Source organism: Sphingopyxis microcysteis, from assembly GCF_012274265.1.
Classification (GTDB): domain Bacteria; phylum Pseudomonadota; class Alphaproteobacteria; order Sphingomonadales; family Sphingomonadaceae; genus Sphingopyxis; species Sphingopyxis microcysteis.
The window spans coordinates 372,608-397,440 of record NZ_JAANYY010000002.1; the positions used below are offsets into that span (position 1 = coordinate 372,608).

The following is a 24,833-nucleotide window of genomic DNA, read 5'->3' on the forward strand; positions in this document are numbered from 1 at the left end:
TCCGAAATCGGTCTGGTCCTTTACCTCCGCTCGACCAGCCCGCCGCCGAGCGCCACATAGAGCGTGACCAGATTATCGACCTGCGCGCGGCGGATTTCCACCAGCGCCTGTTCGGCCGCGAACAGATTGCGTTCGGCGTCGAGCACTTCGAGGTATGTCGACACGCCCTCGCGGTACCGCTTGCGCGCCAGATCGGCGATGCGCCGCTGCGCCAGCGTGCCGCGTTCCTGCGCCTCGACCTGTTCGGCAAGGTAGCGGCGCCCGGCGAGCGCGTCGGCGACTTCGCGGAACGCGCCCTGCACTGTGCGCTCATAGGTGGCGACCGCGATATTCTCGCGTGCTTCGGCGACGGTCAGATTGCCCTTGTTGCGCCCGAAATCGAAAATGGGCAGGCTGATCGTCGGGCCGAAACTCCACCCGAAACCATCGTTGCTGAACAGATTGTCGAGCGATCCCGACGCAAAGCCCAGGTTGCCGGTCAGCGAAATCGACGGGAAAAACGCCGCCCGCGCCGCGCCGACATTGGCCCGCGCGGCGCGCAGCCGTTCCTCGGCGGCGAGAATGTCGGGCCGTGCGACGAGCAGGTCCGATGGTAGCCCCGCGGTCAGCGTCGGCGACTGGCCTTGCGCAACGAGCGGTAACGGCGCGGGCAGGGGACCGGACACCGGTCCGCCGGTCAGCACGGCCAAGAAATTGTCGGCCTGCGCCTTGCCCAGCTTCAGGCTCGCCAGCTGCGTCTCGGCCTGCGTCAGCAGCGTTTCCGACTGGCGATAATCGAGCGCCGAGGTCACCCCCGCGTCGAGGCGCCGCTTGGCGATCCGTAGCCCTTGCTTGCGGCTGGTCACCGTCGCTTCGGCGAGCGCGATCTGCTCCTCGGCGCCGCGTGAGGCGAAATAGGTTGATGCGACGTCGCGCACCAGCGCCAGCCGGAACGCGCGCTCGGCCTGTTCGGTCGCCAGATACTGGCTGCGCGCGGCTTCGGACAGATTCTTGACCCGCCCCCAGAAGTCGAGCTCGAACGACGTCACCCCGACCCCGACCGAATAGCGGCTGGTCGTGTCGGTCCCGGCGCCGGTCAGCGACGGCCCGCGGGTGCGTGCCGCATCGGCGCTCGCGCCGACCGTCGGCAGCCGGTCGGCGTCCTGGATGCGGTAGAGTCCGCGCGCTTCCTCGATCTGCGCCACCGCCACCGCAAGGTCGCGGTTGCGTTCGATTGCTTGCGCGATCAGCACTTCCAATTGCGGGTCGGCGAAGAAATCCTGCCACGCGACGTCGGTGGCGCGCTGGCCCAGCGTCACATCGCCCGCAAAGGCCTGCGGATAGTCGGGCGCGGTCGGCAGCGCCGGGCGCTCGTGCCGCGGCGCCATATTGACGCAGCCGGCGAGCATCGTGGCGGCGAGCAGGACGATCAGCTTACGCATGGGTCGGCTCCTCGCCATGATGGCCCTTTTCGGCAGGCGACGGCGGGCGTTTGCGGCTGAGCCATTTGCGCACCGACAGATAGAAGAGCGGAATGAAAAAGATGCCGAGCAAGGTCGCGGCGATCATTCCGCCCATCACCCCCGACCCGACCGCGATGCGGCTCGCCGCGCCCGCGCCGCTCGCGATGACGAGCGGCACCATGCCGAGGATGAAGGCGAGGCTGGTCATGATGATCGGCCGCAGGCGGAGCTTTACCGCCTCCATCACCGCATCGAGCGTCGATTTGCCTTCGGCCTCCTGCTCGATCGCAAATTCGACGATCAGGATCGCGTTCTTCGCCGCTAGCCCGATGATCGTGATCAGCCCGACGTTGAAATAAATGTCGGCGGAAAGCCCGCGGAACATCGAGAACAGGACCGCGCCGAGTACGCCGAGCGGCACCACCAGCAGCACCGACACCGGCACCGACCAGCTTTCGTAGAGCGCCGCGAGCAGCAGGAAGACGACGACCAGCGACAGCCCGAGCAACAGCCCGATCTGCCCCGCCGACTGCTTCTCTTCATAGGAGATGCCGGTCCATTCGAACGCAAAGCCCGGCGGCAATTGCTCGGCCAGCCGTTCCATTTCGGCCATCGCCTCGCCGGTCGATTGCCCCGGCGCGGGTTCGCCCGAAATCGTCATCGCCGGATAGCCGTTATAGCGTTGCAACTGCGGCGCTTCGGCCGACCAAGCCGCCTTGCTGAACGATCCGAACGGCACCATGTCGCCATTGGCGCTGCGCACGCGCAGGTCGAGCACGTCCTGCGGCGTCATCCGGCTTGCGGCATCGGCCTGCAGCAACACGCGCAGCACGCGCCCTTCGCGGGTAAAGTCATTGGCATAGGCACTGCCGAAACTGATCGCCAGCGTCGCATTGACCTCGCCGATCGACAGCCCAAGCGCGCGCGCCTGAATGCGGTCGATGTCGACCTTCAGCACCGGGGCATCTTCCTGCCCCTCGGGGCGGACGTTGGCGAGCAGCTTGCTCTGCATCGCGCCGCCCAGCATCTGGTTGCGCGCCGCGACCAGCGCCTCGCGCCCGTTGGCGCCGCGGTCCTGCAGCTTGAAGGTAAAGCCGCTCGACGTGCCCAGTTCGGGGATCGAAGGCGGGCTCAGCGAAAAGGCGAACGCCTCCTTGATCCCCATCAACGTCCCCATCGCCTTGCCCGCGATCGCATCGGCGCTGTCGCCATCGCCGGTGCGTTCGTCCCAGGGTTTCAGCGGCGTGAACATGATCGCGTTCGCCTGACCCTGCCCGAAAAAGCTGAAGCCATTGACCAGCACGATGTTCGCGACCTGCGGCTGTTCGGCGAAGAAGGCCTTGACCTGCTTGGTCGCCTCGGCGGTCCGCTGCGACGTTGCGCCCGGCGGCGCCTGCACCACGGTGATCAGATAGCCCTGATCCTCTTGCGGCAGGAAGGATCCGGGCAGGCGCGTGAACAGCAGGCCGGTCACCAGCACCATCGCCGCGAACACGCCGAGCCAGCGCAGCGGCGCTGCCAATATCTTGCCGACGCTGCCCTGATATCGATCGGTCGTCCGCCCGAACCAGCTGTTGAAGCGGGCAAAGAAGCGGTCGAAGAAGGCGCCGATCTTGCCCTTGCGCGCCGTATCGTCGTGCGGCTTGAGCAGCGTTGCGCATAGCGCCGGAGTGAGCGTCAGCGCGAGCAGCGCCGAGAAGGCGATCGAGATCGCCAGCGTCATTGAAAACTGGCGATAGATGCCGCCGGTCGATCCGGGGAAAAACGCCATCGGAATGAACACCGCGATCAGCACCAGCGTGATGCCGATGATCGCGCTGGTGATCTGCCCCATTGCCTTCACCGTCGCATCATAGGGCGACAGATGCTCCTCGTTCATGATCCGCTCGACATTTTCGATCACGACGATCGCGTCATCGACGAGGATGCCGATCGCCAGCACCATGCCGAACAGCGTCAGCACGTTGATCGAAAAACCGAACATCCAGAGGCCGAGGCACGCGCCCGCCAGCGCGATCGGGACGACCACGGTCGGAATCACCGTCGCGCGCCAGTTCTGCAGGAACAGGAACATGACGAGGAAGACGAGCACCATCGCCTCGACGAGGGTGATCACCACTTCTTCGATCGACAGCTGGATGAACGGCGTCGTGTCATAGGGGATCGACCAGGTGATGTCGGGCGGAAAGCCCTTCGCCAGTTCGGCCATTTGCGCGCGTACGCCTTCCGCCGTCGCCAACGCATTGGCGCCGGGGGTCAGCTGAACCGCCAGCCCCGCCATCGGCTTGCCGTTGAGTTCGGAGGAGAAGAGATAGCTCGCCGATCCCAGCTCGACGCGGCCGACGTCGCGGAGCGTGACCGCCGACCCGTCGGGGTTGGCGCGCAGGATGATGCTCTCGAACTGCTCGGGCTTGGTAAAGCGGCCCTGCGTCGTGATCACCGCGTTGAGCTGCGCACCCTTGGCGATCGGCTGGTCACCCAGCTGGCCGCCCGGGGTTTGGCTATTCTGTTCCTGCACCGCGCCGAGCGCTTCGGCGGCGGACAGATTGTACGAAGCCAGCTTTTGCGGATCGAGCCAGATGCGCATGGCATATTCGGGGGCGAAAGCCTGCACATTGCCGACGCCGTTCACCCGCCGCAGCTCGTCGAGGACGCGCGTGTTGGCGAAGTTGTTGACCTCCATCGGATCGGTGTTGCCGCTCTTTGAGGTGATCGCGACGATCAGCAGAAAGCCCGAATTGGCTTCGGTCACCGAAATGCCCTGACGCCGGACATCTTCGGGCAGCCGCTGTTCGACGCGGCGCAGGCGGTTTTGCACCTCCATCTGCGCATTGTCGATGTCGGTCCCGGCCTCGAAGGTCAGGTTGATCGACGCGGTGCCGTTCGATTCGCTGGTCGAGGCCATGTAGAGGAAGCCCTCGACCCCGTTCAGCTCTTGCTCGATGACCTGCGTGACATTCTGTTCCAGCGTCTTGGCGTCGGCACCCGGATAGGTGACGCCGATCGACAGCGATGGCGGTGCGACCGACGGATATTGTTCGACGGGCAGGCCGCGCAGCGCGATGATCCCGGCAAGCAGGATGCCGATGGCGATGACCCAGGAAAAAATGGGTCGGTCGATGAAAAAGCGCGGGGTCATCGATCAGCGCTTTGCCGCAGGCGTCGATGCCGTTCCCTTGGGCGGCGCGATGCGCACCGGTTGGCCCGGCTGGACCTTTTGCAGGCCATCGACGATCACCCGGTCGCCGGGTTTCAGGCCGTCGAGAACCGCCCACTGGCCCGCGACCATGGCACCCAGCTTGATCGGGCGCGGCGTCGCGACGTTCTTGGCATCCAGAACCATCACCGTCGCGGCGTCCGCCGCCAGCCTGACTGCGCGCTGCGGGATCAGCATCCCGTCGGCGCGATTTCCGGCAAAGATACGCGCGCGCACGAACTGACCGGGCAGCAGCGCTGCATTGGGGTTCGGGAATTCCGCACGCAGCGCCGCGGTGCCGGTCGCCTCGTCGATCGACAGGTCGAGAAAGTCGAGGTGCCCGACCACGGGGTAAGCGCTGCCATCTTCCAGGATCAGCTGGACCTCGACACGTTCGAGCTGCGGGGCGCTGACCTGGCCCGAACTCATGTCGCGGCGCGTGGCGAGCAGGTCCGAACTCGACTGGCCGAAATTGACGTAAACGCGGTCGATCTGCTCGATCGTCGTCAGCAGGGTGCCTTGCCCGGCGCTGACCAGCGCGCCTTCGGTGACTTCGGCGCGGCGGGCGCGGCCCGAAATCGGCGCGGTCACCGACGCATAGCCAAGGTTCAGGCGCGCCGATTCCAGGTTCGCCTGCGCCGCCTGCACATCGGCTTCGGCGGTGCGCTGCGCGGCGACCGCCGCGTCATATTCCTGGCGGCCGATCGCCTGGTCGGCGAGCAGCGGCTGGTAGCGCGCGACGACCTGCCGCGCGTTGGCGGCGGTGGCTTGCGCCCGCGACAGCTGCGCGCGCGCCGCATTGGCGTTGGCGGTCAGCTGACGCGGGTCGATCCGGAACAGCGCGGTTCCGGCACGCACAAAACTGCCCTCGTTGAACAGTCGCCGTTCGACGATCCCGTCGACGCGGGCGCGGACTTCGGAGGTGCGGACCGCCTGAACCCGGCCGGGCAGCTCGATGACGTTCGGGACCGCCTGCGACCGGACCGTCACGATAGTGACTTCGGGCGGCGGCGGGGCCGGGGGCGCTTCGGGCGAACAGGCGGTGAGCAACAGGGCCAACGCGGCGGCGCTGACGCTGGCAAAGGAACGAGCGCGACTCATGAGAACCCCTGAATAATGCTGTATTATGACGCGTGGATGGCGCAGAAAACGCCTTGCACTTATCTATGTGTAATTTAGATTACAGAAAAGCACAAGGGAGAGAATCGCGGATGACACAGTCCGACTTGCTGGAATGCGTCGCAGAGCCGATGTCGCTGCGCGAACGCCGCCGCGACGCGATCCTCGACGCCGCCGAGGCGCTGTTTCTGGAACAGGGCTATGACCGCACCAGCCTCGCCGAAATCGTCAAACGGTCGGGCGGGTCGCTCGCGACGCTCTATGACCTGTTCGGCAACAAACAGGGGTTGCTCCACGCCATCGCCTCGCGCTGGGGCAACGAAGCGCGGTGCCAGCCGGCCGAGTGCCTCGCGATGGCGGACCTGTCGAACGTCGAACTGCTCCGCGGCTATGCGCACCGGCAATGCGACCGGATGCGGTCGCCGCGCGCCGTCGCCTTGATGCGGATGCTGATTTCGGAAAGCCTGCGCGACCGCGACTTCGCCCTGCAAATCTACCGCGATCTTCACATCCCGGCGATCGAGGAACTGGCGACGCTGTTCGCCGAATGGGCCGCGACGGGCGAGGCTGAAATCGACGACCCCGAAGCCGCGGCAAAACTGCTGCTCAGCATCGTCATCGGCGATTCGATGCTCCACACGCTGGCCGGGCTCGAGGATGAATGGCTCGACAATGACCAGCTCGACTGGCGCCTCCAGCCGTTTCTGTCGCATTTCAAAATTGGTTAGCCAGAGCGCGTTGCGGTGCGTCTCGACCAATCACCGTAGCCCTGAGCCTGTCGAAGGGCGCTTCGCGGCGAGGCGCCCTTCGACAGGCTCAGGGCTACGGTGAAGGACGATCGAGCTGAACGGAATAGGATTCGACAAGCTCGGAGCAAATGGCCCGGCTATTCTGTGATGGTCGACACCCCGACCTGTTGACATGGCTGTCAATAACTGAAAGCCTGCGCGCCTCGGCATCGGGAGCATCGCATCGTGGCCAATACTGCCCCCGAACCAGTCGAGACATTGCGACCGCGCACCGTCGCCGCTTATGCCGCGACCGCCGGGCCGACGGTCATCCTCGGCCTGCCGTTCAGCGTTTATCTGCCGCCCTATATTGCCGAGGGCGGGGTGATTTCGGTGGCGCTGGTCGGGCTGCTCTTTTCGCTCACCACGATCTGGGACGGCGTCGTCGATCCGCTGATCGGGACGATGGTCGATCGCGTGCGCACCGGGCTTGGCGCGCATCGCCGCTGGATGCTGCTGGCGCTCGTGCCGCTCGCGTCGCTGTTGCTGGCACTCGTCACGATCGGGGATCGATTGCCCTTCGCCGCGCTGTTCCTGATGATGGTGCTCTTCTATTCCAGCTACAGCCTGTACGAGGTCGCGCAGCTCTCCTGGGGGTCGGCGCTGGTCCGCACCCCGCGTGACAGCGCCTTGCTCTATGGGATGCGCGACTGGTTCGCGAAGATCGCGCTGATCCTGGCGTTCGCGGCCCCCGCCGCCGCGCAGCTGCTGGTCCCCGGGGTCAGCCTGCAGGGGCGGATCATGGCCTATGCCAGCCTGTTCATGCTGATGGTGCCGATTGCGCTCTACGCAATCCGCCAGGTTCCGCTGCGCGCGGTCGTCGCCGAACCCGGTATCGGGTGGCGCAGCGAGCTGCGGGCCTCGCTGTCTTTCCCGCCGCTCATGCTGCTGCTCGGGGTACAGTTTCTCAACAGCTTCGCCTTTGGCTCGCTGACCTCGCTGTTCGTCTTCTTTGCAGCGGCGGTCCTTGATCTGGATGCGCAAAGCGCATTGTTGCTGTTCGCCAGCTTCATCGGCGGCGCCATTGCTTCGCCGATCTGGACCATGGCGGCGCGCCGTTTTGGGAAGCCTCCGATGATGATGGCGATGGGGTTGCTGATCTCCAGCCTGCTGGTCGCGACCTTGCTTCAGCAACCGCAGGGGATTGTGCAGGCGACCGGCTTTTCGCTGATGCTGGGAACGGGGTTCGTCGGCTTGCTGTTCACCTATTCGATGCTGGCCGACATCATCCCGCGCGATGCCGCGCGCTGCGGGCGCAATCGTTCGGCCTTCCTGTTTGCGCTGCTCAACCTGATGCAGAAATTCGGCGTCGCCGCTGCCATTGCAGTCAGCTATTTGCTGCTCGACCTTGTCGGCTTCGATCCGAAAAACGGTGCCGCGGCGGCGCGCGAACTGCATCTTGTGTTCGCGCTCCAGCCGACGACGAGCTGGATCGTGATGATCGGCTTGCTGATTTTGATGCGCCGGGCGCTCGCCCGCGATGCCGACCCCGCACTTGCAATCGCCGCAGCGCGCCAGTAAAGGGCGCTTTCATTCGGACAGATGCGCCGTTTTCTTTCCGCCTTTCGCCGACATCGTCGGGGAGGGTGGGCGGACTATTGCCCAAAGCGCGCTTGACGCGCGGGGCACGGCAACCCATCTGGCCCGAAGCATTAGTTTGTAGGACAGGACGATCGACATGGCGAAAACCAGCCCGGCTGAGTTCATCAATCAGGTGCGCGCCGAAGCCAAGAAGATCGTCTGGCCCACGGGGCGCGAGACGGTGCAGACGACGATCATGGTTCTGATCATGACGACGATCCTGGCACTGTTCTTTTTCGGCGTCGACACGGTTTTCAACGCGATCGTCAGCTGGCTGACGTCGCTCGCGCGCTAAACGCCGCGGCTTTCAGGGACAGGATACGGGATAGACATGGCGCGCTGGTACATCATTCACGCCTATTCGGGTTTCGAGAACAAGGTACGCGATTCGGTGCTCGCCGAAGCCGAGCGCATGGGGCTCACCGATTTTGTCGAAGCGGTCGAGGTGCCGGTGGAAACCGTCACCGAGGTCAAGCGTGGCAAGAAGGTGCAGGCCGAACGCAAATTCTTCCCCGGCTATGTCCTCGCCAAGCTGACGATGACCGATGACATCTATCACCTGGTCAAGAACACGCCGAAGGTCACCGGCTTCCTGGGGTCGATGGGCAAGCCGCAGGCGATCAGCGAAGCCGAAGCCGCGCGCATCCTGAACAGCAAGGAAGACGCCGCGGCGCGTCCGAAACAGGAAATCCGCGTCGATTACGAAATCGGCGATCAGGTCAAGGTGCTCGACGGTCCGTTTGCCAGCTTCAACGGGCTGGTCGAGGAACTCGATTTCGAAAAGGCGCGCGTAAAGGTGTCGGTGTCGATCTTCGGTCGCGCCACCCCGGTCGAGCTCGATTTCGAACAGGTCGAACGCATGAAATAATCGGCGTCGCCCCCGCGCAGGCGGGGGCCGCTGGCGGCATTGCCTGGCAGTGCTGCATCAACCGATGGCGGCCCCTGCCTGCGCGGGGGCGACGGATAGGGGCTGGCCCGTCTTATGAGTTCGCTCACTCCCGCCGAGATTCAGGCCCGCATCGATCGCGCACGGCACATCCAGTCGACCTCCTCGCCCGAAAAAGTCGTCGGCGCGGTCACCCGGCTGTTCGATCTGGTCCCTGCCGAGGAACCCGACGAGTTTACCTTTCCCGCCTTCGACAAGCCGACGCGCGACCGCATTTTCGGCGGACAGGTGATTGCGCAGGCGCTGGTCGCCGCGGCGCGCACCGTCGATCCGGGCAAGTCGGCGCATTCGCTGCACGCCTATTTCCTGCGCGGCGGCGACGAAGCCAAGCCGCTGCACTTCCGCGTTCACCGCGATTTCGACGGGCGCAGCTTCGCCAACCGCCGCGTCGTCGTGCGGCAGGACGGCAAGGTGATCTTCAACCTCACCGCCTCCTTCCACGCCCCCGAACCCGGCGCCGCGCATCAGGTGCCGATGCCCGACCTGTTGCCGCCCGACCAATGCGTCGAATTTACCGAGAACCTTGCCGCCGACCCCAATGTCAGCGACGCCCAGCTCGACCGCATGGCGCGCCTCCGCCCGTTCGAGATGCGCAGTTTCCGGCCGCCCTCGACCGAAAAGGCGTCGGCGCATTATCAATGGTACCGCCTCGCGGCACCGATCGGTGACGACCCGCTGCTCCACCGCGCGTTTCTTGCCTACGCCTCCGATATGGGGCTGCTATCCTCGTCCCTGCTCCCGCACGGCTTTACCTGGTCGACGCCGGGACTGTTTTCGACCAGCCTCGATCATGCGATGTGGTTCCACGATGACATCCGCGTTGATGAGTGGTTCGCCTATGTCATGGACAGCGACTGGACCGGCGGCGCACGCGGGATCAACCGCGGGCTCGTCTATCGCCAGGACGGCACGCTGATCGCTTCGGTGATGCAGGAAGGTCTGCTGCGCGTGGTGACGCAAGGCTGACCAAGGCCGATATGGCGAGATCCCGGCCTTCGCCGGGATGACACCCATCATTTCGTCATCCCGGCGAAGGCCGGGATCTCGCCGTTTCGGGATCGGGCAACGCTTGCAATTCCGGCCCGTTCCCGCTAACGGCGCCGCTTCGCGTCAGATACGGGCGTGATTCCGCGCGGGAGGAAGGGGTGATGCCCTTCTGCTTGACCGCTTATTTTGAGTCACTTTCAACCGGCTTGTCCTGAGCCTGTCGAAGGGGGCGACAGAAAGAAAGGAGGCCATCATGGCCAAGAAGATTAGCGGCTACATCAAGCTGCAAGTTCCGGCAGGGACCGCAAACCCCTCGCCGCCGCTCGGGCCGGCCCTCGGCCAGCGCGGCGTAAACATCATGGAATTCTGCAAGGCGTTCAACGCCGCGACCGACGGCATGGAAAAGGGCACGCCGACCCCGACCATCATCACCGTCTTCGCCGACAAGAGCTTTTCGTTCGTCACGAAAACGCCGCCCGCGACCTACCTCATCAAGAAGGCCGCGAACCTCAAGTCGGGTTCGAAGGAACCCGGCAAGATCAGCGGCGGCAAGATCGCCCGGTCGAAGCTGACCGAAATCGCCGAGATCAAGATGAAGGATCTCAACGCGAACGATCTGGAACAGGCAACGAAGATCATCGAGGGCAGCGCGCGCTCGATGGGCCTCGAAGTGACGGAGGGCTGAACCGATGGCCAAGCTGACCAAGAAGCAGAAGGCGCTCGAGGGCAAGGTTGACAGCCTCAAGCTGCACACCGTCGACGAAGCGCTGAAGACCGTCCGCGAACTCGCCTCGGCGAAGTTCGACGAAACGCTCGAAATCGCGATGAACCTGGGTGTCGATCCGCGCCACGCCGACCAGATGGTCCGCGGCGTCGTCACGCTGCCCGCCGGCACCGGCAAGGACGTCAAGGTCGCCGTGTTCGCGCGCGGCGACAATGCCGACAAGGCGCTGGCCGCCGGCGCCGACAAGGTCGGTGCCGAAGACCTGATGGAAGACATGCTCGCGGGCAACCTCGACTATGGCCGCGTCATCGCGACGCCGGACATGATGGGGATCGTCGGCCGCCTCGGTAAGACGCTGGGTCCGAAGGGCCTGATGCCGAACCCGAAGCTGGGCACCGTGACCCCGAACGTCGCCGAAGCCGTGAAGGCCGCCAAGGGCGGTCAGATCGAATTCCGCGTCGAAAAGGTCGGCATCGTCCACGCCGGCCTCGGCAAGCTGTCGTTCGGCGAGGAAAAGCTGCGCCAGAACTTCGACGCCTTCGTCGACGCGATCGTCAAGGCCAAGCCGGCCGGCGCAAAGGGCAAATATGTCCGCAAGATCGCGCTGTCGTCGTCTATGGGTCCGGGGATCAAGGTCGACACCGCCGACGTCACCGGCGCCTGATTTCAGGCATAATGATTTAGGGAAGGGCCGGGGGAAACTCCGGCCCTTTTCTTATGGAAGAAACTGGGAGGTAGCAGCTGGCCAGTCTACCGGTTTTGCGGTTGTATCCGACCGTTTTTCGATTTCAGGTACATGCGAGTTCGATCACCAATGACGAGAGTGAGTCCGATACCAACGAAGGCCATCAGAACGCCGTCACCAAACCATCCTGATACACCGCGTGCCGCAATGACGGTTATGCAAATCAGCGTTGACTCGCGGTGCCAATTCATTGATTATGCTCCACCTGTTGCGATCGGAGAATGACCCGATTTATCCGCTTCCGCAACCTTCTGCATCCATCGAAAACAGCCACCCTCCATTTCCGTTCGTGTCGAGCGAAGTCGAGACACGCGAAGGCTGGCGCTTCCCAAGCGTGTCTCGACTTCGCTCGACACTAACGGGGACAGGGGATTACTCCCTAAGCCCCCGCATCGCCGCCCCCGCGGCAAACGGCCCGATCATCGTCAGCAGCAAGCTTGTCGCCGCCAGCAACTTCATCGCCCCGCGCCCTGATGGGTCGAGCATCCCGGCGCCGAAGATCAGCAGCGGCACCGCCAGCGGCAGCACCAGCAGCCCGCCGATCGCACTCCCGCTCTTCAGCCCCGCGGTCAGCGCCGCGCTCAGCACCGCGAGCGAGGCGAGCGCCGGGACCGCGATCGCAATGCCGACCGCCAGCAACTCCACCCGCGCCGCATCTTGCGCCAGCAACGCCGCCGCCGGGAACAGCGCAATCATCAGCGGCAATCCGAACGCGATCGCGTGGGCCAGAATCTTCACCGCCGCGATCACCTCGTCGGCGATCCCGCGCACCGCCAGCTGATCGAGCACCCCCGCATCGCGGTCGGGTCGCACCAGCCGGTCGATTGGCAGCAAGGCGGCAAGCAACGCCGCGACCCACACCATTCCGCCGCCTGCGCGCCGGAGCAACGGGGTATCGGGGCCGACCGCAAAGGGAAAGGCGGTCGCGACGAGCAGGAAGAACAGCACCGGCAGCCACAGCGCCCCGCTGCCCCACGCGCGGCGCAGGTCGCGCCAGAACAGGGCGAGGAGGGTGGTCATGGCTGCATTTTCCCACGTCCACTACCCAAAATCCGTTTGTGCTGAGCTTGTCGAAGCACCGTTCTTCTTTGCGGCGTCGAAAGAAAGAACGGCCCTTCGACAAGCTCAGGGCGAACGGATTGAGACGGAGGCGGTTTCACGCCACCACCCCCATATCCAGCTCGGCCAAGTCAGGCACCCCCAGCGCAAAATGCGACGCCAGCAACACCGCGCCGCCATTCGCGCGGTGCGCCGCGATCGCCGCGACCAGCCGCGCCTGCGCCGCGTCGTCCATGCCGTTGGCGGGCTCGTCGAGCAGCCAGATCGGCGCCCCGCTTGCGATCACGCGGACCATCGCGGCGCGTTTGCGCTGCCCGGTCGACAGCATCGCCACCGGCACCTCGCTCAGCGGTTCCAGCGCCATCGCCGCCATCGCGCGGTCGACCGCATGCCCATCGACGGTATCGACGCGCGCCCAGAAATCGAGCGCGTGGCGGAGCGGCAGTTCGGCGTCGAGCGCCGCCGCCTCGTCGATCAGCGCGATACGCCCGCGGCGCTCGACCGCACCCGCGGCGCGACGCAGCAGCCCGGCCGCCAGCCGGATCAGGCTCGACTTGCCCGCGCCATTCGGTCCGCGCAGCCACAGCGCCTCGCCGGGTGCCAGCGCCAGCGACAGATTTTCAAACAGCAGCCGGTCGCCGCGAATGCACGCCACCCCATCAAGCTGCAAAAGCGCACTCACGCCATATCTTCCAGCGCGTGCATATCGTCGTCCGAAAAGCCGAAATGATGCCCGATCTCGTGGATCAGCACATGGCGAACCAGCCACTCGAGCCTCTCGCCCGTTTCGATCCACTCGACCAATATCGGGACCCGGTACAGCGTCACGCGGTCGGGCATGCCGCCGCTTTCGCTGACGCTGCGCTCGGTCAGCGGGCGGCCTTCGTACAGGCCGGTCAGGCCATAGGGATGCTCGATGTCGAGCGACCTAAGCACCTCGTCGTCGGCAAACTCCTCGATCGCGATGACGACGCCCTGAATATGCGGCAGGAACACCGCGGGCATCGTCGCCAGCGCCGCCTCGGCCATCGCGAACATCGCGTCGGCGTCCGGCGCGACGCCAGTCCAGCCGGCTGGCAAATCGGGAAGGGCGGTCTTGTCGCTCATCGCGCCCTTCCTTATGGCGGCGGCACGGCCTTTACCAGCGGGAGAAACCAGATGGTCCAGAAACTCGACGACGACGCCCGCACCGCCTTGCTCGCCCGCTTCCCCGACTGGACGCACGAACCGGTGCGCGATGCGATCACCCGCCGCTTCACCTTCGACGATTTCGCCCAAGCGTTCGGGTTCATGGCCAGCGTCGCGATCATCGCCGAAAAAATGGATCATCACCCCGAATGGTCGAACGTCTATAACCGCGTGGACATCCTGCTGACGACGCACGACGCCGACGGCCTGTCGGAGCGCGACGCGAGGCTCGCCGAAGCGATCGAAGGTTTGCTCTGAGCCGATGCTCCGTTTCGACCCCTCGCACCAATTGCTCGCGGTCGGGGTGGCGATCCTTGCGGGGTTCGTCGATGCGATCGGGTTCGTCGAATCGGCTGGCTTTTTCGTTTCCTTCATGACCGGCAATTCGACCCGGCTCGCGGTCGGGCTGGCCGAGGGGCAACATGCCGCGCTGGTCGCCGCGATCATCATCGCGACGTTCGTTTTCGGCGTGGTCGCGGGGTCGCTGGTCGGCGCGCAGGCCGGGCGGCGGCGCTCGCTTGCGGTGCTGCTCGGCGTCACCATCCTGCTGGCGATCGCCACGCTGCTGCGGCTCGAGGGCGAGGGATGGAGCGCGATCCTGTCGCTCGCGCTCGCAATGGGAGTCGCCAATGCTGCCGTTGCGGGGCGCGACGGGTCGGTGATCGGCGTCACCTATATGACCGGGACGCTGGTCCAGATGGGGCAAAAGATCGCCAACGCCTTGCGCGGGGAGGGGGATCGCCGCTGGCTGCATCATCTGGGCCTGTGGGCGGCGCTCGTCGGCGGCGCGCTGCTCGGCGCGGGCGTCGTCATCTGGTCGGCGCCGCTCGCCTATGGCTTTGCCGTGATGATGGCGGCGCTGCTCGCCGCCCGCGCGGGCTGGATCGTCCGCGACGCCGGATAGCGGACGCCCGATAATGGCCGTAAAACGATGCGCTTGCCGAGCCAGGCGGGTCGGCGACAGCAATTCGGACGGCGCATCTTGCGCTCGTGCCACACCGGTCTAAAAGGCAGGAAAAATTTTTCCTTTAGGAGAGGGGTCCGCATGTCTGGCAGCCTGCTGCGTCGCAAACCGATCGTCCCGGAACAGCAGGAGGGGCAGCACGCGCTCGCGCGCACGCTCGGCTGGCCGCACCTCATCGCACTCGGTGTCGGGGCGATCGTCGGCACCGGCATCCTGACGCTGATCGGCGTCGGCGCCGACAAGGCCGGTCCCGCGGTCATCCTGTCCTTTGCCATCGCCGGGCTCATCTGTGCCTGCGCCGCGCTCGCCTATGCCGAAATGGCGACGATGATTCCGGCGTCGGGCAGCGCTTACACCTATTCCTATGTCGTGATCGGCGAACTCATCGCCTGGGTCGTCGGGTGGAGCCTGATCCTGGAATATTCGCTGGTGGTGAGCGCGGTCGCGGTCGGCTGGTCGGGCTACGCCGCGCCGCTGCTTGAAGCTTGGGCGGGGGTGCCGATGGCGTTGATGCAGGGGCCGGAGCTGGACGGCATTGTCAACCTGCCCGCGATCGCGATCATCGCGGTCGTCGCCGGATTGCTGCTCGTCGGCACGCGCGAAAGCGCGACGCTCAATGCCATCCTCGTGCTGGTCAAGGTGCTGGCGCTGGTGATCTTTGTCGCCGTCGCGCTCCCCGCGTTCAATGCCGCCAATCTCGAACCGTTCAGCCCCTATGGCTTCACCAAGCATATGGGCCCCGACGGCGTCGAGCGCGGGATCATGGCCGCCGCCGCGATCATCTTTTTCGCCTTCTACGGCTTCGACGCGATCGCCACGGCGGCGGAGGAAACGCGTAACCCCGACCGCGATCTCAAGATCGGGATCGTCGGATCGATGTTCGTGTGCGTCGTCATCTATATCGCGGTCGCGGTCGCCGCGGTCGGCGCGATCGCCTACACCCGCTTCGCCAACAGCCCCGAACCGCTGGCGCTGATCCTGCGCGAACTCGGCAGTCCGCTCGCGGCGCAATATCTCGCGGTGTCGGCGATCATCGCGCTGCCCACCGTGATCCTCGCCTTCTTCTATGGGCAGAGCCGCATCTTCTTCACCATGGCGCGCGACGGCCTGCTCCCCGCCAGCCTGGCCAGACTGTCGTCGCGCGGCACGCCGGTGCGGATCACGATCTTCACCGCGATCGTCGTCGCGGTGCTCGCGGGCTTCATCCCGCTCGGTGAGCTGGCGGCGCTCGCCAACGCCGGCACGCTCGCAGCGTTCACCGCGGTCGCCATCTGCATGCTGATCATGCGCGTCCGCGCCCCCGACGCCCCGCGCACCTTCCGCGCCCCGATGCCATGGGTGATCGGGCTCGGCGCGATCGTCGGCTGTATCTATCTGTTCTTCAGCCTGCCAATGCAGACGCAGCTGTGGTTCCTGGTGTGGAACGTCGCCGGGCTGGGGGTTTATTTCCTCTATGCCCGAAGGCATGCCGTGGTGGCGTGATCAACAGGCGTCGCCCCCGCGAAGGCGGGGGCCGCTAGCCGCCTTGTCCTGCGCTGCTGAGTGGACCGACAGCGGCCCCCGCCTTCGCGGGGGCGACGGCCTTTAGTCGAACAATTCGCTCAGGAAGCTCTTCTTGTAATTCTTCTTGTACGGCTTGCCGCCATAATAGCGGTCGTCATGGCCATGCTCGCGATATTGCGGCGGCTGCTGATAGGACGGCTGGGGCGGCGGCGGGGCCGACGCGCGCGGGGCAGGGGCGGCGGCTTCGCTGCGCTCGATAATCTTGTCGAGCTCGCCGCGGTCCAGCCACACGCCGCGGCATTGCGGGCAATAATCGATCTCGATTCCCTGGCGCTCGGACATCGTCAGATTCACGCGGCAGGTCGGGCACAGCAGCCCTTGGGCATCGGTCACAGATTTTCCTTTCGTCGGTTGCGAAAAAGGCGGCGCAGATCCGCTGCCTCGTTCAACGCACGATCGCAGATTCGCGTTCCGCTTCCAAGACGAAGAAACCCCGCTCCGACCGGGGGCGGAGCGGGGTCAAGGGTCTGGCTGGCGGCGCGGTCAGCGGTCGGTTTCGAACGCCAACAGGTCGCCCGGCTGGCATTCCAGCTCGGTACAGATCGCCTCCAGGGTCGAAAAGCGCATCGCCTTTGCCTTGCCGGTTTTCAGGATCGACAGATTGGCCAGGGTGATTCCGATCCGCTCGGACAGGTCGGTCAGCGTCATCCGCTTGGCGTGCAGCAGGTCATCCAGTTTCACCACGATCGCCATCACACCGTTCCTTCCAGCTCGCCGCGCATCGCGGCGCCCTGTTCGAATACCGCCGCCAGGACAAAGGCGAGCAGGATCGACAGCAGGCTGCCAATCGAAAGGCCGCCCATCTGGCTGAATTCGCTCCCGGCCCTGGCGATGTTGGCCGCGGTCCAGTGGACGGGCAGGGCCAGCACCTGGATTGTCACCAGCGACCAGCCGATCCGCCGCAGCCGCGCCGCATTGTCGACGATGAAGGGATCGCGCGACGCACTGGTCACCAGCGCCTGCAACTGGCGCAGGATATAGGCGGCAACGCCCAGCACCGCGATCAGCAACAGCATCAGGATGCCCAGCGGAAAGCGGATTGTCGCGACGTCGACAAATTCGGGCATGGTGCGAATTTCGGCCATCACGTCGGGCCAGGCGACGACCAGCGCGATGGCGACGCCGGCGACGATCAGCGCGGCGGCGACGACCAGCGTCAGCATCAGCCAGAGCAGGCCGTGCGTGGCGCGGAACAGGGTGGGATTGGTCGTAGGCATATCGTTCTCCAATAGGGTGGTTATCGAAGAACGATATATTGCGATTCGGATTTATCGTCAATCAATAATATTGAAAAACGATATGATGGGATACTGGTATGCGGTCGGCCCGGTTTTCCCGTCACCTCAGGCTTGCCGGGGGTCTGGCTCTCGCGACCACATACCTGCTCCCCGGCGAAAGCCGGGGCCCAGGGCGTCCGAATGCAACGCCTGTGTGGGAACGCCCTGGACCCCGGCTTTCGCCGGGGAGCAGCCCATCACTTGCGTCAGGGGATGAGTGTCGACGTTCAGCCCGGGATGACAATAGGGAAGGGTTCAAGCCCCCCGCCAGTCGAACGGCAGCGGCGCCTCGCGGAACGCGAAGCGGTCGAGGTGGCGTGCGACGGCGCCTTTCAATCCTTCAAGCTGCCCCTCGACACTCGCGTCGATGCGGACCGAAAGCGTGTCCGGTCCCGCGTCGAAAGTCACCAGGCCGTCGCCCGGCCAGTCGGCTCCGCGCGTATCCTTGGGAAAGGTCACCGTCCCGTGCTCGGCGGTGAAGGTGACCGCCAGATTATGCTGCCAATGCTTGCACAGCTGTTGCAGATATTTGCTTGCATGCGCGGTCGGTACCGCTGCGGTGGCGCTGACGGTCATCACAGCCGCTCGATCTTTTGCGCGGCTTCGTCGATCAGCGCGACGATGTCGTGCAGGGCGGCCTTGTCGAGGTCGCGGTCGCTCAGCCGGTCCATCAGCACCTGGCGCAAATTGCCCATCGCGCGGCGGACCGACGTCGAATCGGTGCGCTGCGTTTCTTCGCCGACCGCGGTCAGGCGGGCGATCGCCGCGGCGACAACGTCGGCATGGGTTTCCAGTTCGGTACGCCCGGCGTCGGTGATTGCGAACAGCTTTTTCGCGCCCTCGCTCTGCTGCGCCGCGATCTGGCCCATGTCGTCGAGCAGGGTCAGCGTCGGATAGATCACCCCCGGACTGGGCGCATAGGCGCCGCCGGTCAGCTCCTCGATCTGGCGGATCAGGTCATATCCGTGGCGCGGTTCGTCGGCGATCAGCTTCAAGAGCACCAGCCGCAGTTCGCCGCTGTCGAACATGCGCTGTCGGCCGCCGCGCTCACCCCGGCCACCGCCGCCGCGTCGCCCGCCAAAGCCATGCCCGAAACCATGGCCAAACCCGCGTCCGCCGCCGCGGTGCATCGCGTGCCGCCCGCCGCAGCCGCGGCCCGCGATCTTTGCATAAAACATCATCATTTTTCCTTTGTGTGATTCTTGATGTGTCTAAGATATATCTTAATGCGAATTTTGCAAGCTTGCGACGGCACGCTGTGCGACACTTTCGTCAACTTCCGCCCGCCGCCTTGACTTCCGGCGGTTTCCGGCTATTAGCGCCCCCGTGTTGTTGCAGGTCCGCCTGCGGCAATTCCGTCCGAGACAGTTGGTGCAGGGGATTTGCCCTGCTTAATTTCCAGCCGAGACGGGGAACAGTCTTTATCGGTCGCCCGCCTGCATGTTCAGGCGACGCGTCTTGACCGACCCCTTCGGACATCGTTGCGCATGGACGGGTGAGCCTTGGCTCGTGACCGGCTTTGCGTGTGTTAGCCGCCCGGCGGCGCGTGCGTTTCGGCGCCCGCGTATCCGGGCACAGAGTGGAGTATAGGCATGGATCGTACGGAAAAGGCCGAAGCCGTATCCTCGCTGAACGCTACGCTGTTGTCAGCTGCCGCGGTTGTGGTCGTCCGCAACCTTGGCATGACCGTCGCCCAGTCGACGGTGCTGCGTCAGCAGATGCGCGATGCAGGAGCCGATTTTCGCGTCACGAAGAACCGTCTTGCCAAAATCGCGCTCGACGGCACGTCCTATGGCGGGATCGGCGAACTGCTGACCGGCCCCACCGCGCTTGCAACCTCGACCGACCCGGTCGCGGCGGCGAAGATCGCGGTGGAATTTGCCAAGACCAACGACAAGCTTGAAATCGTTGGCGGCGGCATGGGCGACGTGGTGCTCGACGTGGATGGCGTGAAGGCGCTGGCTTCGCTTCCCTCGCTCGACGAGCTGCGCGCCAAGATCATTGGTCTGGTGCAGGCTCCGGCCACCAAGGTTGCGCAGATCGCCGCAGCCCCGGCTGGCCAGCTGGCGCGGGTTTTTGGCGCATATGCCGCCAAAGAAGCAGCGTGATTTCGAACTATTATTGAAACTTAATGCCGGGTGCGTCCCGGTTCTGATGGAGAATGAACATGGCTGATCTCGCAAAGATCGTTGAAGAACTGTCGTCGCTGACCGTCCTCGAAGCGGCTGACCTGTCGAAGATGCTCGAAGAAAAGTGGGGCGTTTCGGCTGCTGCTGCTGTTGCTGCCGCTCCGGCTGCTGCCGCTGCTGGCCCGGCTGCTGAAGAGCAGACCGAATTCGACGTCATCCTGACGGGTGACGGCGGCAACAAGATCAACGTGATTAAGGAAGTCCGTGCGATCACCGGCCTGGGTCTTGGCGAAGCCAAGGCGCTGGTCGAAAGCGCACCGAAGGCGCTCAAGGAAGGCGTGAGCAAGGCTGAAGCTGAAGAGCTGAAGGCCAAGATCGTTGCCGCCGGCGGCACCGTCGAACTGAAGTAATCGGTTGGCGGATCCGGTCGGATATTCCGGCCGGTGACGGACAAAAATAAAGGGCGGCGCCGCGAGGCACCGCCCTTTTTTGTGCGGTGAGGGATTACCGCAGGAGGCTGGCTCAGCCGTTCGAATAACCCGGACGGAACGTCGTGGTCGTGCGCGGACGCGGAGCTTCCGGACGGCGGACGTCCTGCTGCTGCATCGCGGGTTCGGGGCGCTGGGCGATCTCCCAGGCGCTGACCGGCTTGCGCGTCATATCCTTCTGCGCGCCGAGCGTTTCATTATAGGCCAGGCGTTCCTGACGATCGAGGAAACGCGCCCGCTTCAGCCGCTTCGACAGCGTCACGAACGGATTTTCGGGGGTGGGACCGGCCATCGCCATCGCTTCATGGCGCCCCATGCTGCCACTCGGCGCGGCGGCAAAGGCGGGCGTCGTGCGCGGCGCATAGGCCGGGCTTACCCATTGCTGGCCTTCGCCCGCAATCGGCGCGGTCGCAGCGGTCCGCTCGATGGGTGCGTCGCGGACGACCTCGGCATAAGCCATGTCGTCGGCGGGGTGACGACGGCGGCGCGCGAATGCCAGCCCGGCGCCGCCGATCACCAGCAGGGCGGCGGCCCCGCCGACGATTTCCCACGGAAATTCTCCGCTCGCGGCGGGTGCGGGTTCGGCGGGCGCCGACGTCGGTTCGATCACCGCTTCGGCGGGCGCGGCCATCGGCGTGGCGACCGGCGCCAGTTCGGCAGTCGGCGCGGTGTCCGCTACGGGCGTCGCGACCGGTTCAGCAGCCACCGGTGCGGCAGCGACCGAGCGAGCGCGCTGTGCGGGGCGCGCAGGGGCGGGCGCTTCTGCCCGTTCGGCGGCGCGCGGCGCGGGGGTGGTTTCGGCAGGTTCGATTTCAAGCGGTACGCGAATGACCGGCGCCGGGGCCACGGGCTGCGCGGCCTGCGGTGCCGCGACCGGTGCGGGCGCGCTCGGTTCAGCGACCGTCGGCGGGGTTTGCGGCGTCGGCGCGGTCGGCGCGGTGACCGGCGGGGTCATCGTGATGGTCGGCGCTTCCTGTGCGAAAGCGGCGGGGGTGGACAGGACCAGGAACGCGGCAATCGCGCTCGTGGCGGGGCGGGAGAGGGCGATATTCTTCATCATAGTGAAGGAGGAACGAACCGCGCTCGAAAAGCGCTGCGCCAAAGCGCGGATTTCCGCGACGAGCCGTGGCGGTCGGGCGGCGCGGCGAAGATTTTGGGCCGATTGATCGTGGGTAACGACCGGCTTTGCGGTCAGCCGCACTGCGCTGAAAGATTAGTACGACGAAGCATAATTCACTGATTTTCCGTGCCTTGTCGGCGAGTGTGACACTGTTTTTGCATTTCGCGGTCATCAATCGTCACCAATTCGTCATCACCGCGCAACCCCGGCGTGGTCAGGCGCGCCCATGAAAACGACCGACCTTGCGCCCACCCGGCTGCCCGATCGCCTGCGCGAAACACAGCGCCTGTTGTTCATCGCCAAGCACGCCCGCTGGACCGGCGGACTGCACGCCGACGACGGCAATCATGCGCTGTATCACCGCGAAATGCGCGAGACGCTGGAGGGTCTGGGCGTCGAATTGCTGATCGCCGACAGCTATGCCGCGCTGTTCGATCGGCCCGCGGCTGATTTCGTCTTTCCACTGCTCAATCGCGGCGGCTTCTTCAATTCCGAAATGTTGTTGCCCCTGCTCTGCAACCAGCATGGCCTGCCCTATCTCGGCGCCTCGCCGATCGTGCGCGGGCTGTCCGACGACAAGCATCTGACCAAGCTGGAGGCGGCGGCGCGCGGCGTACCGACGGCGCCATGGGCTTTGTTTCGTCGCGGCGCGCCGGTCGATGTCGCGCGGTGTCCGCCCGCGCGGCGCTGGGTGATCAAGCCCAACAACAGCTCGGCGTCATGGGGCGTCCGCGATGCCCACGACCGCGCCGAACTCGCGCGCTCGATCACCGAAATCCACGCGCTCGACCATGACGCGCTCGTCGAGCCCTTTATCGACGGCAGCGACATCGAAGTGCCGGTGATCACTCTGGATGGCGAACCGGCGATGCTGCCGATGATGATTTTCGAGCAGGCCGACCCGGCGCAGCTGCGCACCTATCAGGAAAAGCGCGATCTGGTCGGGCAGGTGGGATATTGCATCAAACGCTTCGACGATCCGCTGATCAGTCGGCAGGTGGCCGAATATACCCGCCGCATGGCCGACGTGTTTCGCCCGTTCGATTATGGCCGGTTCGAATTTCGCGTCGATCAGGCGACCGGCGACGTCCGACTGCTCGAGGTCAATCTCAACTGCAACCTGTGGTCGGAAAAGCTGTTCGCGCGTTCGGCGGCGATTGCGGGGTTCACCCATGCGGCGCTGGTCGAAACGATCGTTGCCGAAAGCATGATCCGCCAGATCGGGCCCGCGATGGCGCGGCGCGACGCGGCATGACGGGGGCGGTCCTGATCCTTGCGGGGCGCCGACCGGGCGCGCCCGATCCGCTGGCCGTCGCGCATGGCGTCGCCGACAAGTGCCTTGTCCCGGTGGCGGGGCGGCCGATGATCGCGCATGTGCTGAGCGCCGCCGCGGCGAGCGATGCGCGGCAGATTTTCGTGTCGACACATCATGTGAATTTGCTGTCCGATCTCGACGATCCGGTCGTCGCATCGTTGGGCAAGCGCCTGATCATCGTCCCGGCGGCGAACAATCTGGCGGACTCGGTGCTTGCGGTCGCGGGCGTCGCGGCCTTTCCGTTGCTGGTCACGACCGCCGACAATTGCCTGCTGACCCCCGAAACGATCGCCGAGATTGCCGCCGAAGCCGCGCGGCTCGACATCGAGGCAGGGGTGGCGCTGGCGCGGCGTGACGATGTGCTGGCGGTACATCCCGAAGGCCAGCGGCGCTTTTACGAGTTTGCCGACGTCGCGGTATCGAACTGCAACGCCTATTGGATTGCCCATCCGGGCGCGCTCAGGGCCACCGAGGCGTTTCGTGGCGGCGGTCAGTTTGTCAAAAGGCCGTTGCGGGTGATGCAGGCGTTCGGGCTCATCAACCTGCTCCGCTTTCGTTTCGGGCTGGGGCCGATCCACCATATTTTCGCGCGCATTTCGCGTCACATGAACGTCGAAATCGCCCCGCTGCTGGTCAGCAACGGGGCGACGGCGATCGATGTCGACAATGAACGCTCGCTCGGCGTGACCGAAGCGCTGTTGGCACGTCGCGGCGGGGTCAGTCCGCCACCCAATTGCCGTGAAAGCCCGGCGGAACTCGGTGCGGCAGATGAACGACGGCTTGCGGTGACCCGGTAAAATCATCGGCGTTCAGGATGACGAGCGCGGTCGTTTCGTCTCTCATGTCGACGACCAAGCCGATCAGCCACCCGTCATCCTCGGCGCCGTTGCTGCCGCGCGGAACGAAAACGAACTCGCCGGGGTGGCGGCCGGGGCCGAAATCGTGGATCGCGGTGGTGCCGCTTTGCAGGTCGTGGCGGAACAGGCGGGTATCGGCGATCTCCATTTCGGTCGTCGCGTGGTCGGGCAGCGCGACCGAATAAATATATCGGTAGGGCTGCGTCGTCAGTCGCTCGTCGTAACGCGGAAATTCCTGCGGGTGGTCGTAAATGATCGCGCGGGTGGTCGTGCCTGCTGCCGGATCGATCGTCCAGCGCTCCATCCGCGACCGCTCGCTGTCCGGGCCGCGTTTCGAGCTCGCGAACATCGTGTCATGCGCCACCACATCGACAATCACCTTGCCGTCGGCGGTCTCATAGGCGTTGGCGGGGTGAAAGACATAGCAGGGTTCGACCGGCACCCAGATGATGCTGTCGCCGCTGCCATTGCGGGGAAGCAGGCCGACGCGCGCCGGATGCGCTTCGTTCCAGGCGTAGGGAAAGCGATAGCCCGCGAGCAGCATCTTCATCGAAAAGGTGACGGGCAGGTCGAATACCAGGGCATAATTGCGGGTGATCGCGCAGTCGTGGATCGACGGACCGTCGCTGACCGCGATCGCTTCCTCGCGGATAACCTGGGCATTCTTGTCGAGCACGACGTGCCAGACCTTGTTCGGTTCGTCGCCGCGATAGGTGATCGCATGGACCTCGTCGGTGACCGGGTCGTGGTGCGGGTGCGCGGTGTACGCGCCGACGAGCGTCCCGTCGAACGGGTTGTGCGTGATCGTATTGAGCTCATAGCCGAGCTCGACCGGCTTGCCGCCGGCTTCGACGATCGCGAAGGTGCGGCCCGCCAGCCCAACGACGTTGGTGTTCGGGGCGTCGTTGCGATCGGCGCGCGGGCCGGGGGGCAGTTCTTCGCCCAGCGCTTCGCAAGCTTCGCTGCCGCGCACCCAGCGGTTGCGGTACCAGTCGGCCTTGCCGCCTTCGATGCGGATGCCATGGACCATCCCGGCGCCGGTGAACCAGTGATAGCTGGCGGGGTCGGGCGCGATCGCGGGGTTCGGACCGTTACGCAGATAGCGGCCGGTGAGGGCGGCGGGGATATCGCCTTCGACGCGCAGTTCCTCCAGCGTCAGCTCCTCGGTCATCGGTTTGTGGATGCCGGTGAGATAGGGATGCGCGTCGGTGGGGCGGGGCAGGCGCTTGCGGTTGAAATCGGCGACTTTGCCAATCCCTTTGACGACGGCGCCGCGGATCAGGGTTTCGACGTTGCTTGCCATGATATTGCTCCTTACGGATGTTGGCGAAAGTGCCGTACGGCG

26 protein-coding genes and 2 pseudogenes are annotated in these 24,833 nt (G+C 65.3%); 15 read left to right on the forward strand and 13 right to left on the reverse strand.

What is annotated here, in order from left to right; genetic code table 11:
- Nucleotides 1–20: 20 nt before the first annotated feature.
- Genes G9408_RS01670 through G9408_RS01680 form a run of 3 tightly spaced genes read right to left on the reverse strand, consistent with a single transcriptional unit; the run spans nt 21 to nt 5,739 of the window.
- A complete protein-coding gene (locus G9408_RS01670; RefSeq protein ID WP_168452425.1) occupies nt 21–1,421 on the reverse strand; it encodes an efflux transporter outer membrane subunit in 1,401 nt (466 codons plus the stop codon).
- Complete coding sequence (locus G9408_RS01675; protein WP_168452426.1) at nt 1,414–4,581, reverse strand: multidrug efflux RND transporter permease subunit; 3,168 nt, start codon at nt 4,579–4,581, stop codon at nt 1,414–1,416. Before G9408_RS01675 ends, G9408_RS01670 begins: the two co-directional genes overlap by 8 nt.
- A gap of 3 nt (nt 4,582–4,584) precedes the next feature.
- Nucleotides 4,585–5,739, reverse strand: coding sequence for an efflux RND transporter periplasmic adaptor subunit (locus G9408_RS01680; protein ID WP_168452427.1), 1,155 nt, complete (start codon nt 5,737–5,739; stop codon nt 4,585–4,587).
- Between the two features lie 149 nt (nt 5,740–5,888).
- Here G9408_RS01680 and G9408_RS16730 point away from each other — a divergent pair.
- The 8 genes and pseudogenes from G9408_RS16730 to rplA form a co-directional block, all read left to right on the forward strand.
- A pseudogene (locus G9408_RS16730) lies at nt 5,889–6,047 on the forward strand (TetR/AcrR family transcriptional regulator); the annotation flags it as partial.
- 147 nt (nt 6,048–6,194) lie between these two features.
- A pseudogene (locus G9408_RS16735) lies at nt 6,195–6,485 on the forward strand (TetR/AcrR family transcriptional regulator C-terminal domain-containing protein); the annotation flags it as partial.
- A gap of 246 nt (nt 6,486–6,731) precedes the next feature.
- Nucleotides 6,732–8,066, forward strand: a complete 1,335-nt coding sequence (locus tag G9408_RS01690; RefSeq protein WP_168452428.1) for an MFS transporter — start codon at nt 6,732–6,734, stop codon at nt 8,064–8,066.
- A gap of 157 nt (nt 8,067–8,223) precedes the next feature.
- Nucleotides 8,224–8,421, forward strand: a complete 198-nt coding sequence (gene secE / locus G9408_RS01695) for a preprotein translocase subunit SecE (RefSeq protein WP_120215766.1) — start codon at nt 8,224–8,226, stop codon at nt 8,419–8,421.
- A gap of 36 nt (nt 8,422–8,457) precedes the next feature.
- A complete protein-coding gene (gene nusG, locus G9408_RS01700; protein ID WP_168452429.1) occupies nt 8,458–8,994 on the forward strand; it encodes a transcription termination/antitermination protein NusG in 537 nt (178 codons plus the stop codon).
- Nucleotides 8,995–9,108: 114 nt separating this feature from the next.
- A complete protein-coding gene (locus G9408_RS01705; protein WP_168452430.1) occupies nt 9,109–10,038 on the forward strand; it encodes an acyl-CoA thioesterase in 930 nt (309 codons plus the stop codon).
- Between the two features lie 274 nt (nt 10,039–10,312).
- Nucleotides 10,313–10,744 carry a 50S ribosomal protein L11 gene (gene rplK / locus G9408_RS01710; RefSeq protein WP_120218097.1) on the forward strand — a complete coding sequence of 144 codons (432 nt, stop codon included), beginning with the start codon at nt 10,313–10,315 and terminating at the stop codon, nt 10,742–10,744.
- 4 nt (nt 10,745–10,748) lie between these two features.
- The gene (gene rplA, locus G9408_RS01715; protein WP_168452431.1) at nt 10,749–11,447 is read left to right on the forward strand and encodes a 50S ribosomal protein L1; all 699 of its coding nucleotides are present in this window, start codon (nt 10,749–10,751) and stop codon (nt 11,445–11,447) included.
- 453 nt (nt 11,448–11,900) lie between these two features.
- On the opposite strand, the gene G9408_RS01720 is transcribed toward rplA, so the two are convergent.
- From G9408_RS01720 to G9408_RS01730, 3 genes are all read right to left on the reverse strand, one after another.
- The gene (locus G9408_RS01720; protein WP_168452432.1) at nt 11,901–12,548 is read right to left on the reverse strand and encodes a heme exporter protein CcmB; all 648 of its coding nucleotides are present in this window, start codon (nt 12,546–12,548) and stop codon (nt 11,901–11,903) included.
- A gap of 136 nt (nt 12,549–12,684) precedes the next feature.
- Nucleotides 12,685–13,269, reverse strand: a complete 585-nt coding sequence (gene ccmA / locus G9408_RS01725; protein WP_168452433.1) for a heme ABC exporter ATP-binding protein CcmA — start codon at nt 13,267–13,269, stop codon at nt 12,685–12,687.
- Nucleotides 13,266–13,694 carry a metallopeptidase family protein gene (locus G9408_RS01730; RefSeq protein ID WP_168452434.1) on the reverse strand — a complete coding sequence of 143 codons (429 nt, stop codon included), beginning with the start codon at nt 13,692–13,694 and terminating at the stop codon, nt 13,266–13,268. The genes ccmA and G9408_RS01730 overlap by 4 nt, the downstream gene beginning before the upstream one ends.
- Before the next feature lie 51 nt (nt 13,695–13,745).
- On the opposite strand from G9408_RS01730, the gene G9408_RS01735 reads away from it, so the two are divergent.
- The 3 genes from G9408_RS01735 to G9408_RS01745 all read left to right on the forward strand — a co-directional run bounded on the left by G9408_RS01735 (nt 13,746) and on the right by G9408_RS01745 (nt 16,221).
- A complete protein-coding gene (locus G9408_RS01735) occupies nt 13,746–14,033 on the forward strand; it encodes a 4a-hydroxytetrahydrobiopterin dehydratase (protein WP_168452435.1) in 288 nt (95 codons plus the stop codon).
- A 4-nt stretch (nt 14,034–14,037) separates the two neighbouring features.
- Nucleotides 14,038–14,679 carry a YoaK family protein gene (locus G9408_RS01740; RefSeq protein ID WP_168452436.1) on the forward strand — a complete coding sequence of 214 codons (642 nt, stop codon included), beginning with the start codon at nt 14,038–14,040 and terminating at the stop codon, nt 14,677–14,679.
- A gap of 141 nt (nt 14,680–14,820) precedes the next feature.
- A complete protein-coding gene (locus G9408_RS01745) occupies nt 14,821–16,221 on the forward strand; it encodes an amino acid permease (protein ID WP_168452437.1) in 1,401 nt (466 codons plus the stop codon).
- 102 nt (nt 16,222–16,323) lie between these two features.
- Here G9408_RS01745 and G9408_RS01750 read toward each other — a convergent pair whose 3' ends face one another.
- The 5 genes from G9408_RS01750 to G9408_RS01770 all read right to left on the reverse strand — a co-directional run bounded on the left by G9408_RS01750 (nt 16,324) and on the right by G9408_RS01770 (nt 18,763).
- Nucleotides 16,324–16,584 (reverse strand): TFIIB-type zinc ribbon-containing protein, encoded by a 261-nt coding sequence (locus tag G9408_RS01750; RefSeq protein WP_235957521.1) that lies wholly within the window; start codon nt 16,582–16,584, stop codon nt 16,324–16,326.
- Nucleotides 16,585–16,785: 201 nt separating this feature from the next.
- Entirely contained in the window at nt 16,786–16,995 is a 210-nt protein-coding gene (locus G9408_RS01755) for a helix-turn-helix domain-containing protein (protein WP_168452438.1), read from the reverse strand.
- A complete protein-coding gene (locus tag G9408_RS01760) occupies nt 16,995–17,519 on the reverse strand; it encodes a DUF2975 domain-containing protein (protein WP_168452439.1) in 525 nt (174 codons plus the stop codon). Before G9408_RS01760 ends, G9408_RS01755 begins: the two co-directional genes overlap by 1 nt.
- Before the next feature lie 315 nt (nt 17,520–17,834).
- Entirely contained in the window at nt 17,835–18,155 is a 321-nt protein-coding gene (locus G9408_RS01765) for a DUF2218 domain-containing protein (RefSeq protein WP_168452440.1), read from the reverse strand.
- Complete coding sequence (locus G9408_RS01770) at nt 18,155–18,763, reverse strand: PadR family transcriptional regulator (RefSeq protein ID WP_168452441.1); 609 nt, start codon at nt 18,761–18,763, stop codon at nt 18,155–18,157. Before G9408_RS01770 ends, G9408_RS01765 begins: the two co-directional genes overlap by 1 nt.
- Nucleotides 18,764–19,171: 408 nt before the next feature.
- On the opposite strand from G9408_RS01770, the gene rplJ reads away from it, so the two are divergent.
- Together rplJ and rplL are read left to right on the forward strand one after the other, a co-directional pair.
- A complete protein-coding gene (gene rplJ / locus G9408_RS01775; protein ID WP_168452442.1) occupies nt 19,172–19,687 on the forward strand; it encodes a 50S ribosomal protein L10 in 516 nt (171 codons plus the stop codon).
- 59 nt (nt 19,688–19,746) lie between these two features.
- Nucleotides 19,747–20,118 (forward strand): 50S ribosomal protein L7/L12, encoded by a 372-nt coding sequence (gene rplL, locus G9408_RS01780; protein ID WP_120218100.1) that lies wholly within the window; start codon nt 19,747–19,749, stop codon nt 20,116–20,118.
- A gap of 112 nt (nt 20,119–20,230) precedes the next feature.
- Here the strand turns inward: rplL and G9408_RS01785 are convergent, their stop codons facing one another.
- The gene (locus G9408_RS01785) at nt 20,231–21,256 is read right to left on the reverse strand and encodes a hypothetical protein (RefSeq protein ID WP_168452443.1); all 1,026 of its coding nucleotides are present in this window, start codon (nt 21,254–21,256) and stop codon (nt 20,231–20,233) included.
- Nucleotides 21,257–21,542: 286 nt separating this feature from the next.
- Between G9408_RS01785 and G9408_RS01790 the strand changes: the two genes are divergently transcribed.
- A complete protein-coding gene (locus G9408_RS01790; RefSeq protein WP_168452444.1) occupies nt 21,543–22,571 on the forward strand; it encodes a D-alanine--D-alanine ligase family protein in 1,029 nt (342 codons plus the stop codon).
- Complete coding sequence (locus tag G9408_RS01795) at nt 22,568–23,428, forward strand: NTP transferase domain-containing protein (protein ID WP_168452445.1); 861 nt, start codon at nt 22,568–22,570, stop codon at nt 23,426–23,428. Before G9408_RS01790 ends, G9408_RS01795 begins: the two co-directional genes overlap by 4 nt.
- Here the strand turns inward: G9408_RS01795 and G9408_RS01800 are convergent.
- Nucleotides 23,349–24,791 carry an 8'-apo-carotenoid 13,14-cleaving dioxygenase gene (locus tag G9408_RS01800; protein ID WP_168452446.1) on the reverse strand — a complete coding sequence of 481 codons (1,443 nt, stop codon included), beginning with the start codon at nt 24,789–24,791 and terminating at the stop codon, nt 23,349–23,351. The two genes, G9408_RS01795 and G9408_RS01800, sit on opposite strands and share 80 nt — an antisense overlap.
- Nucleotides 24,792–24,833 lie beyond the last annotated feature (42 nt).

Coding starts and splice junctions, on each gene's coding strand:
- G9408_RS01670 (WP_168452425.1), bottom strand. CDS start 1,421: ATGCGTAAGCTGATCGTCCTGCTCGCCGCCACGATGCTCGCCGGCTGC.
- G9408_RS01675 (WP_168452426.1), bottom strand. CDS start 4,581: ATGACCCCGCGCTTTTTCATCGACCGACCCATTTTTTCCTGGGTCATC.
- G9408_RS01680 (WP_168452427.1), bottom strand. CDS start 5,739: ATGAGTCGCGCTCGTTCCTTTGCCAGCGTCAGCGCCGCCGCGTTGGCC.
- secE (WP_120215766.1), top strand. CDS start 8,224: ATGGCGAAAACCAGCCCGGCTGAGTTCATCAATCAGGTGCGCGCCGAA.
- nusG (WP_168452429.1), top strand. CDS start 8,458: ATGGCGCGCTGGTACATCATTCACGCCTATTCGGGTTTCGAGAACAAG.
- G9408_RS01705 (WP_168452430.1), top strand. CDS start 9,109: ATGAGTTCGCTCACTCCCGCCGAGATTCAGGCCCGCATCGATCGCGCA.
- rplK (WP_120218097.1), top strand. CDS start 10,313: ATGGCCAAGAAGATTAGCGGCTACATCAAGCTGCAAGTTCCGGCAGGG.
- rplA (WP_168452431.1), top strand. CDS start 10,749: ATGGCCAAGCTGACCAAGAAGCAGAAGGCGCTCGAGGGCAAGGTTGAC.
- G9408_RS01720 (WP_168452432.1), bottom strand. CDS start 12,548: ATGACCACCCTCCTCGCCCTGTTCTGGCGCGACCTGCGCCGCGCGTGG.
- G9408_RS01730 (WP_168452434.1), bottom strand. CDS start 13,694: ATGAGCGACAAGACCGCCCTTCCCGATTTGCCAGCCGGCTGGACTGGC.
- G9408_RS01735 (WP_168452435.1), top strand. CDS start 13,746: ATGGTCCAGAAACTCGACGACGACGCCCGCACCGCCTTGCTCGCCCGC.
- G9408_RS01740 (WP_168452436.1), top strand. CDS start 14,038: ATGCTCCGTTTCGACCCCTCGCACCAATTGCTCGCGGTCGGGGTGGCG.
- G9408_RS01745 (WP_168452437.1), top strand. CDS start 14,821: ATGTCTGGCAGCCTGCTGCGTCGCAAACCGATCGTCCCGGAACAGCAG.
- G9408_RS01750 (WP_235957521.1), bottom strand. CDS start 16,584: ATGTCCGAGCGCCAGGGAATCGAGATCGATTATTGCCCGCAATGCCGC.
- G9408_RS01755 (WP_168452438.1), bottom strand. CDS start 16,995: ATGGCGATCGTGGTGAAACTGGATGACCTGCTGCACGCCAAGCGGATG.
- G9408_RS01760 (WP_168452439.1), bottom strand. CDS start 17,519: ATGCCTACGACCAATCCCACCCTGTTCCGCGCCACGCACGGCCTGCTC.
- G9408_RS01765 (WP_168452440.1), bottom strand. CDS start 18,155: ATGACCGTCAGCGCCACCGCAGCGGTACCGACCGCGCATGCAAGCAAA.
- G9408_RS01770 (WP_168452441.1), bottom strand. CDS start 18,763: ATGATGATGTTTTATGCAAAGATCGCGGGCCGCGGCTGCGGCGGGCGG.
- rplJ (WP_168452442.1), top strand. CDS start 19,172: ATGGATCGTACGGAAAAGGCCGAAGCCGTATCCTCGCTGAACGCTACG.
- rplL (WP_120218100.1), top strand. CDS start 19,747: ATGGCTGATCTCGCAAAGATCGTTGAAGAACTGTCGTCGCTGACCGTC.
- G9408_RS01785 (WP_168452443.1), bottom strand. CDS start 21,256: ATGATGAAGAATATCGCCCTCTCCCGCCCCGCCACGAGCGCGATTGCC.
- G9408_RS01790 (WP_168452444.1), top strand. CDS start 21,543: ATGAAAACGACCGACCTTGCGCCCACCCGGCTGCCCGATCGCCTGCGC.
- G9408_RS01795 (WP_168452445.1), top strand. CDS start 22,568: ATGACGGGGGCGGTCCTGATCCTTGCGGGGCGCCGACCGGGCGCGCCC.
- G9408_RS01800 (WP_168452446.1), bottom strand. CDS start 24,791: ATGGCAAGCAACGTCGAAACCCTGATCCGCGGCGCCGTCGTCAAAGGG.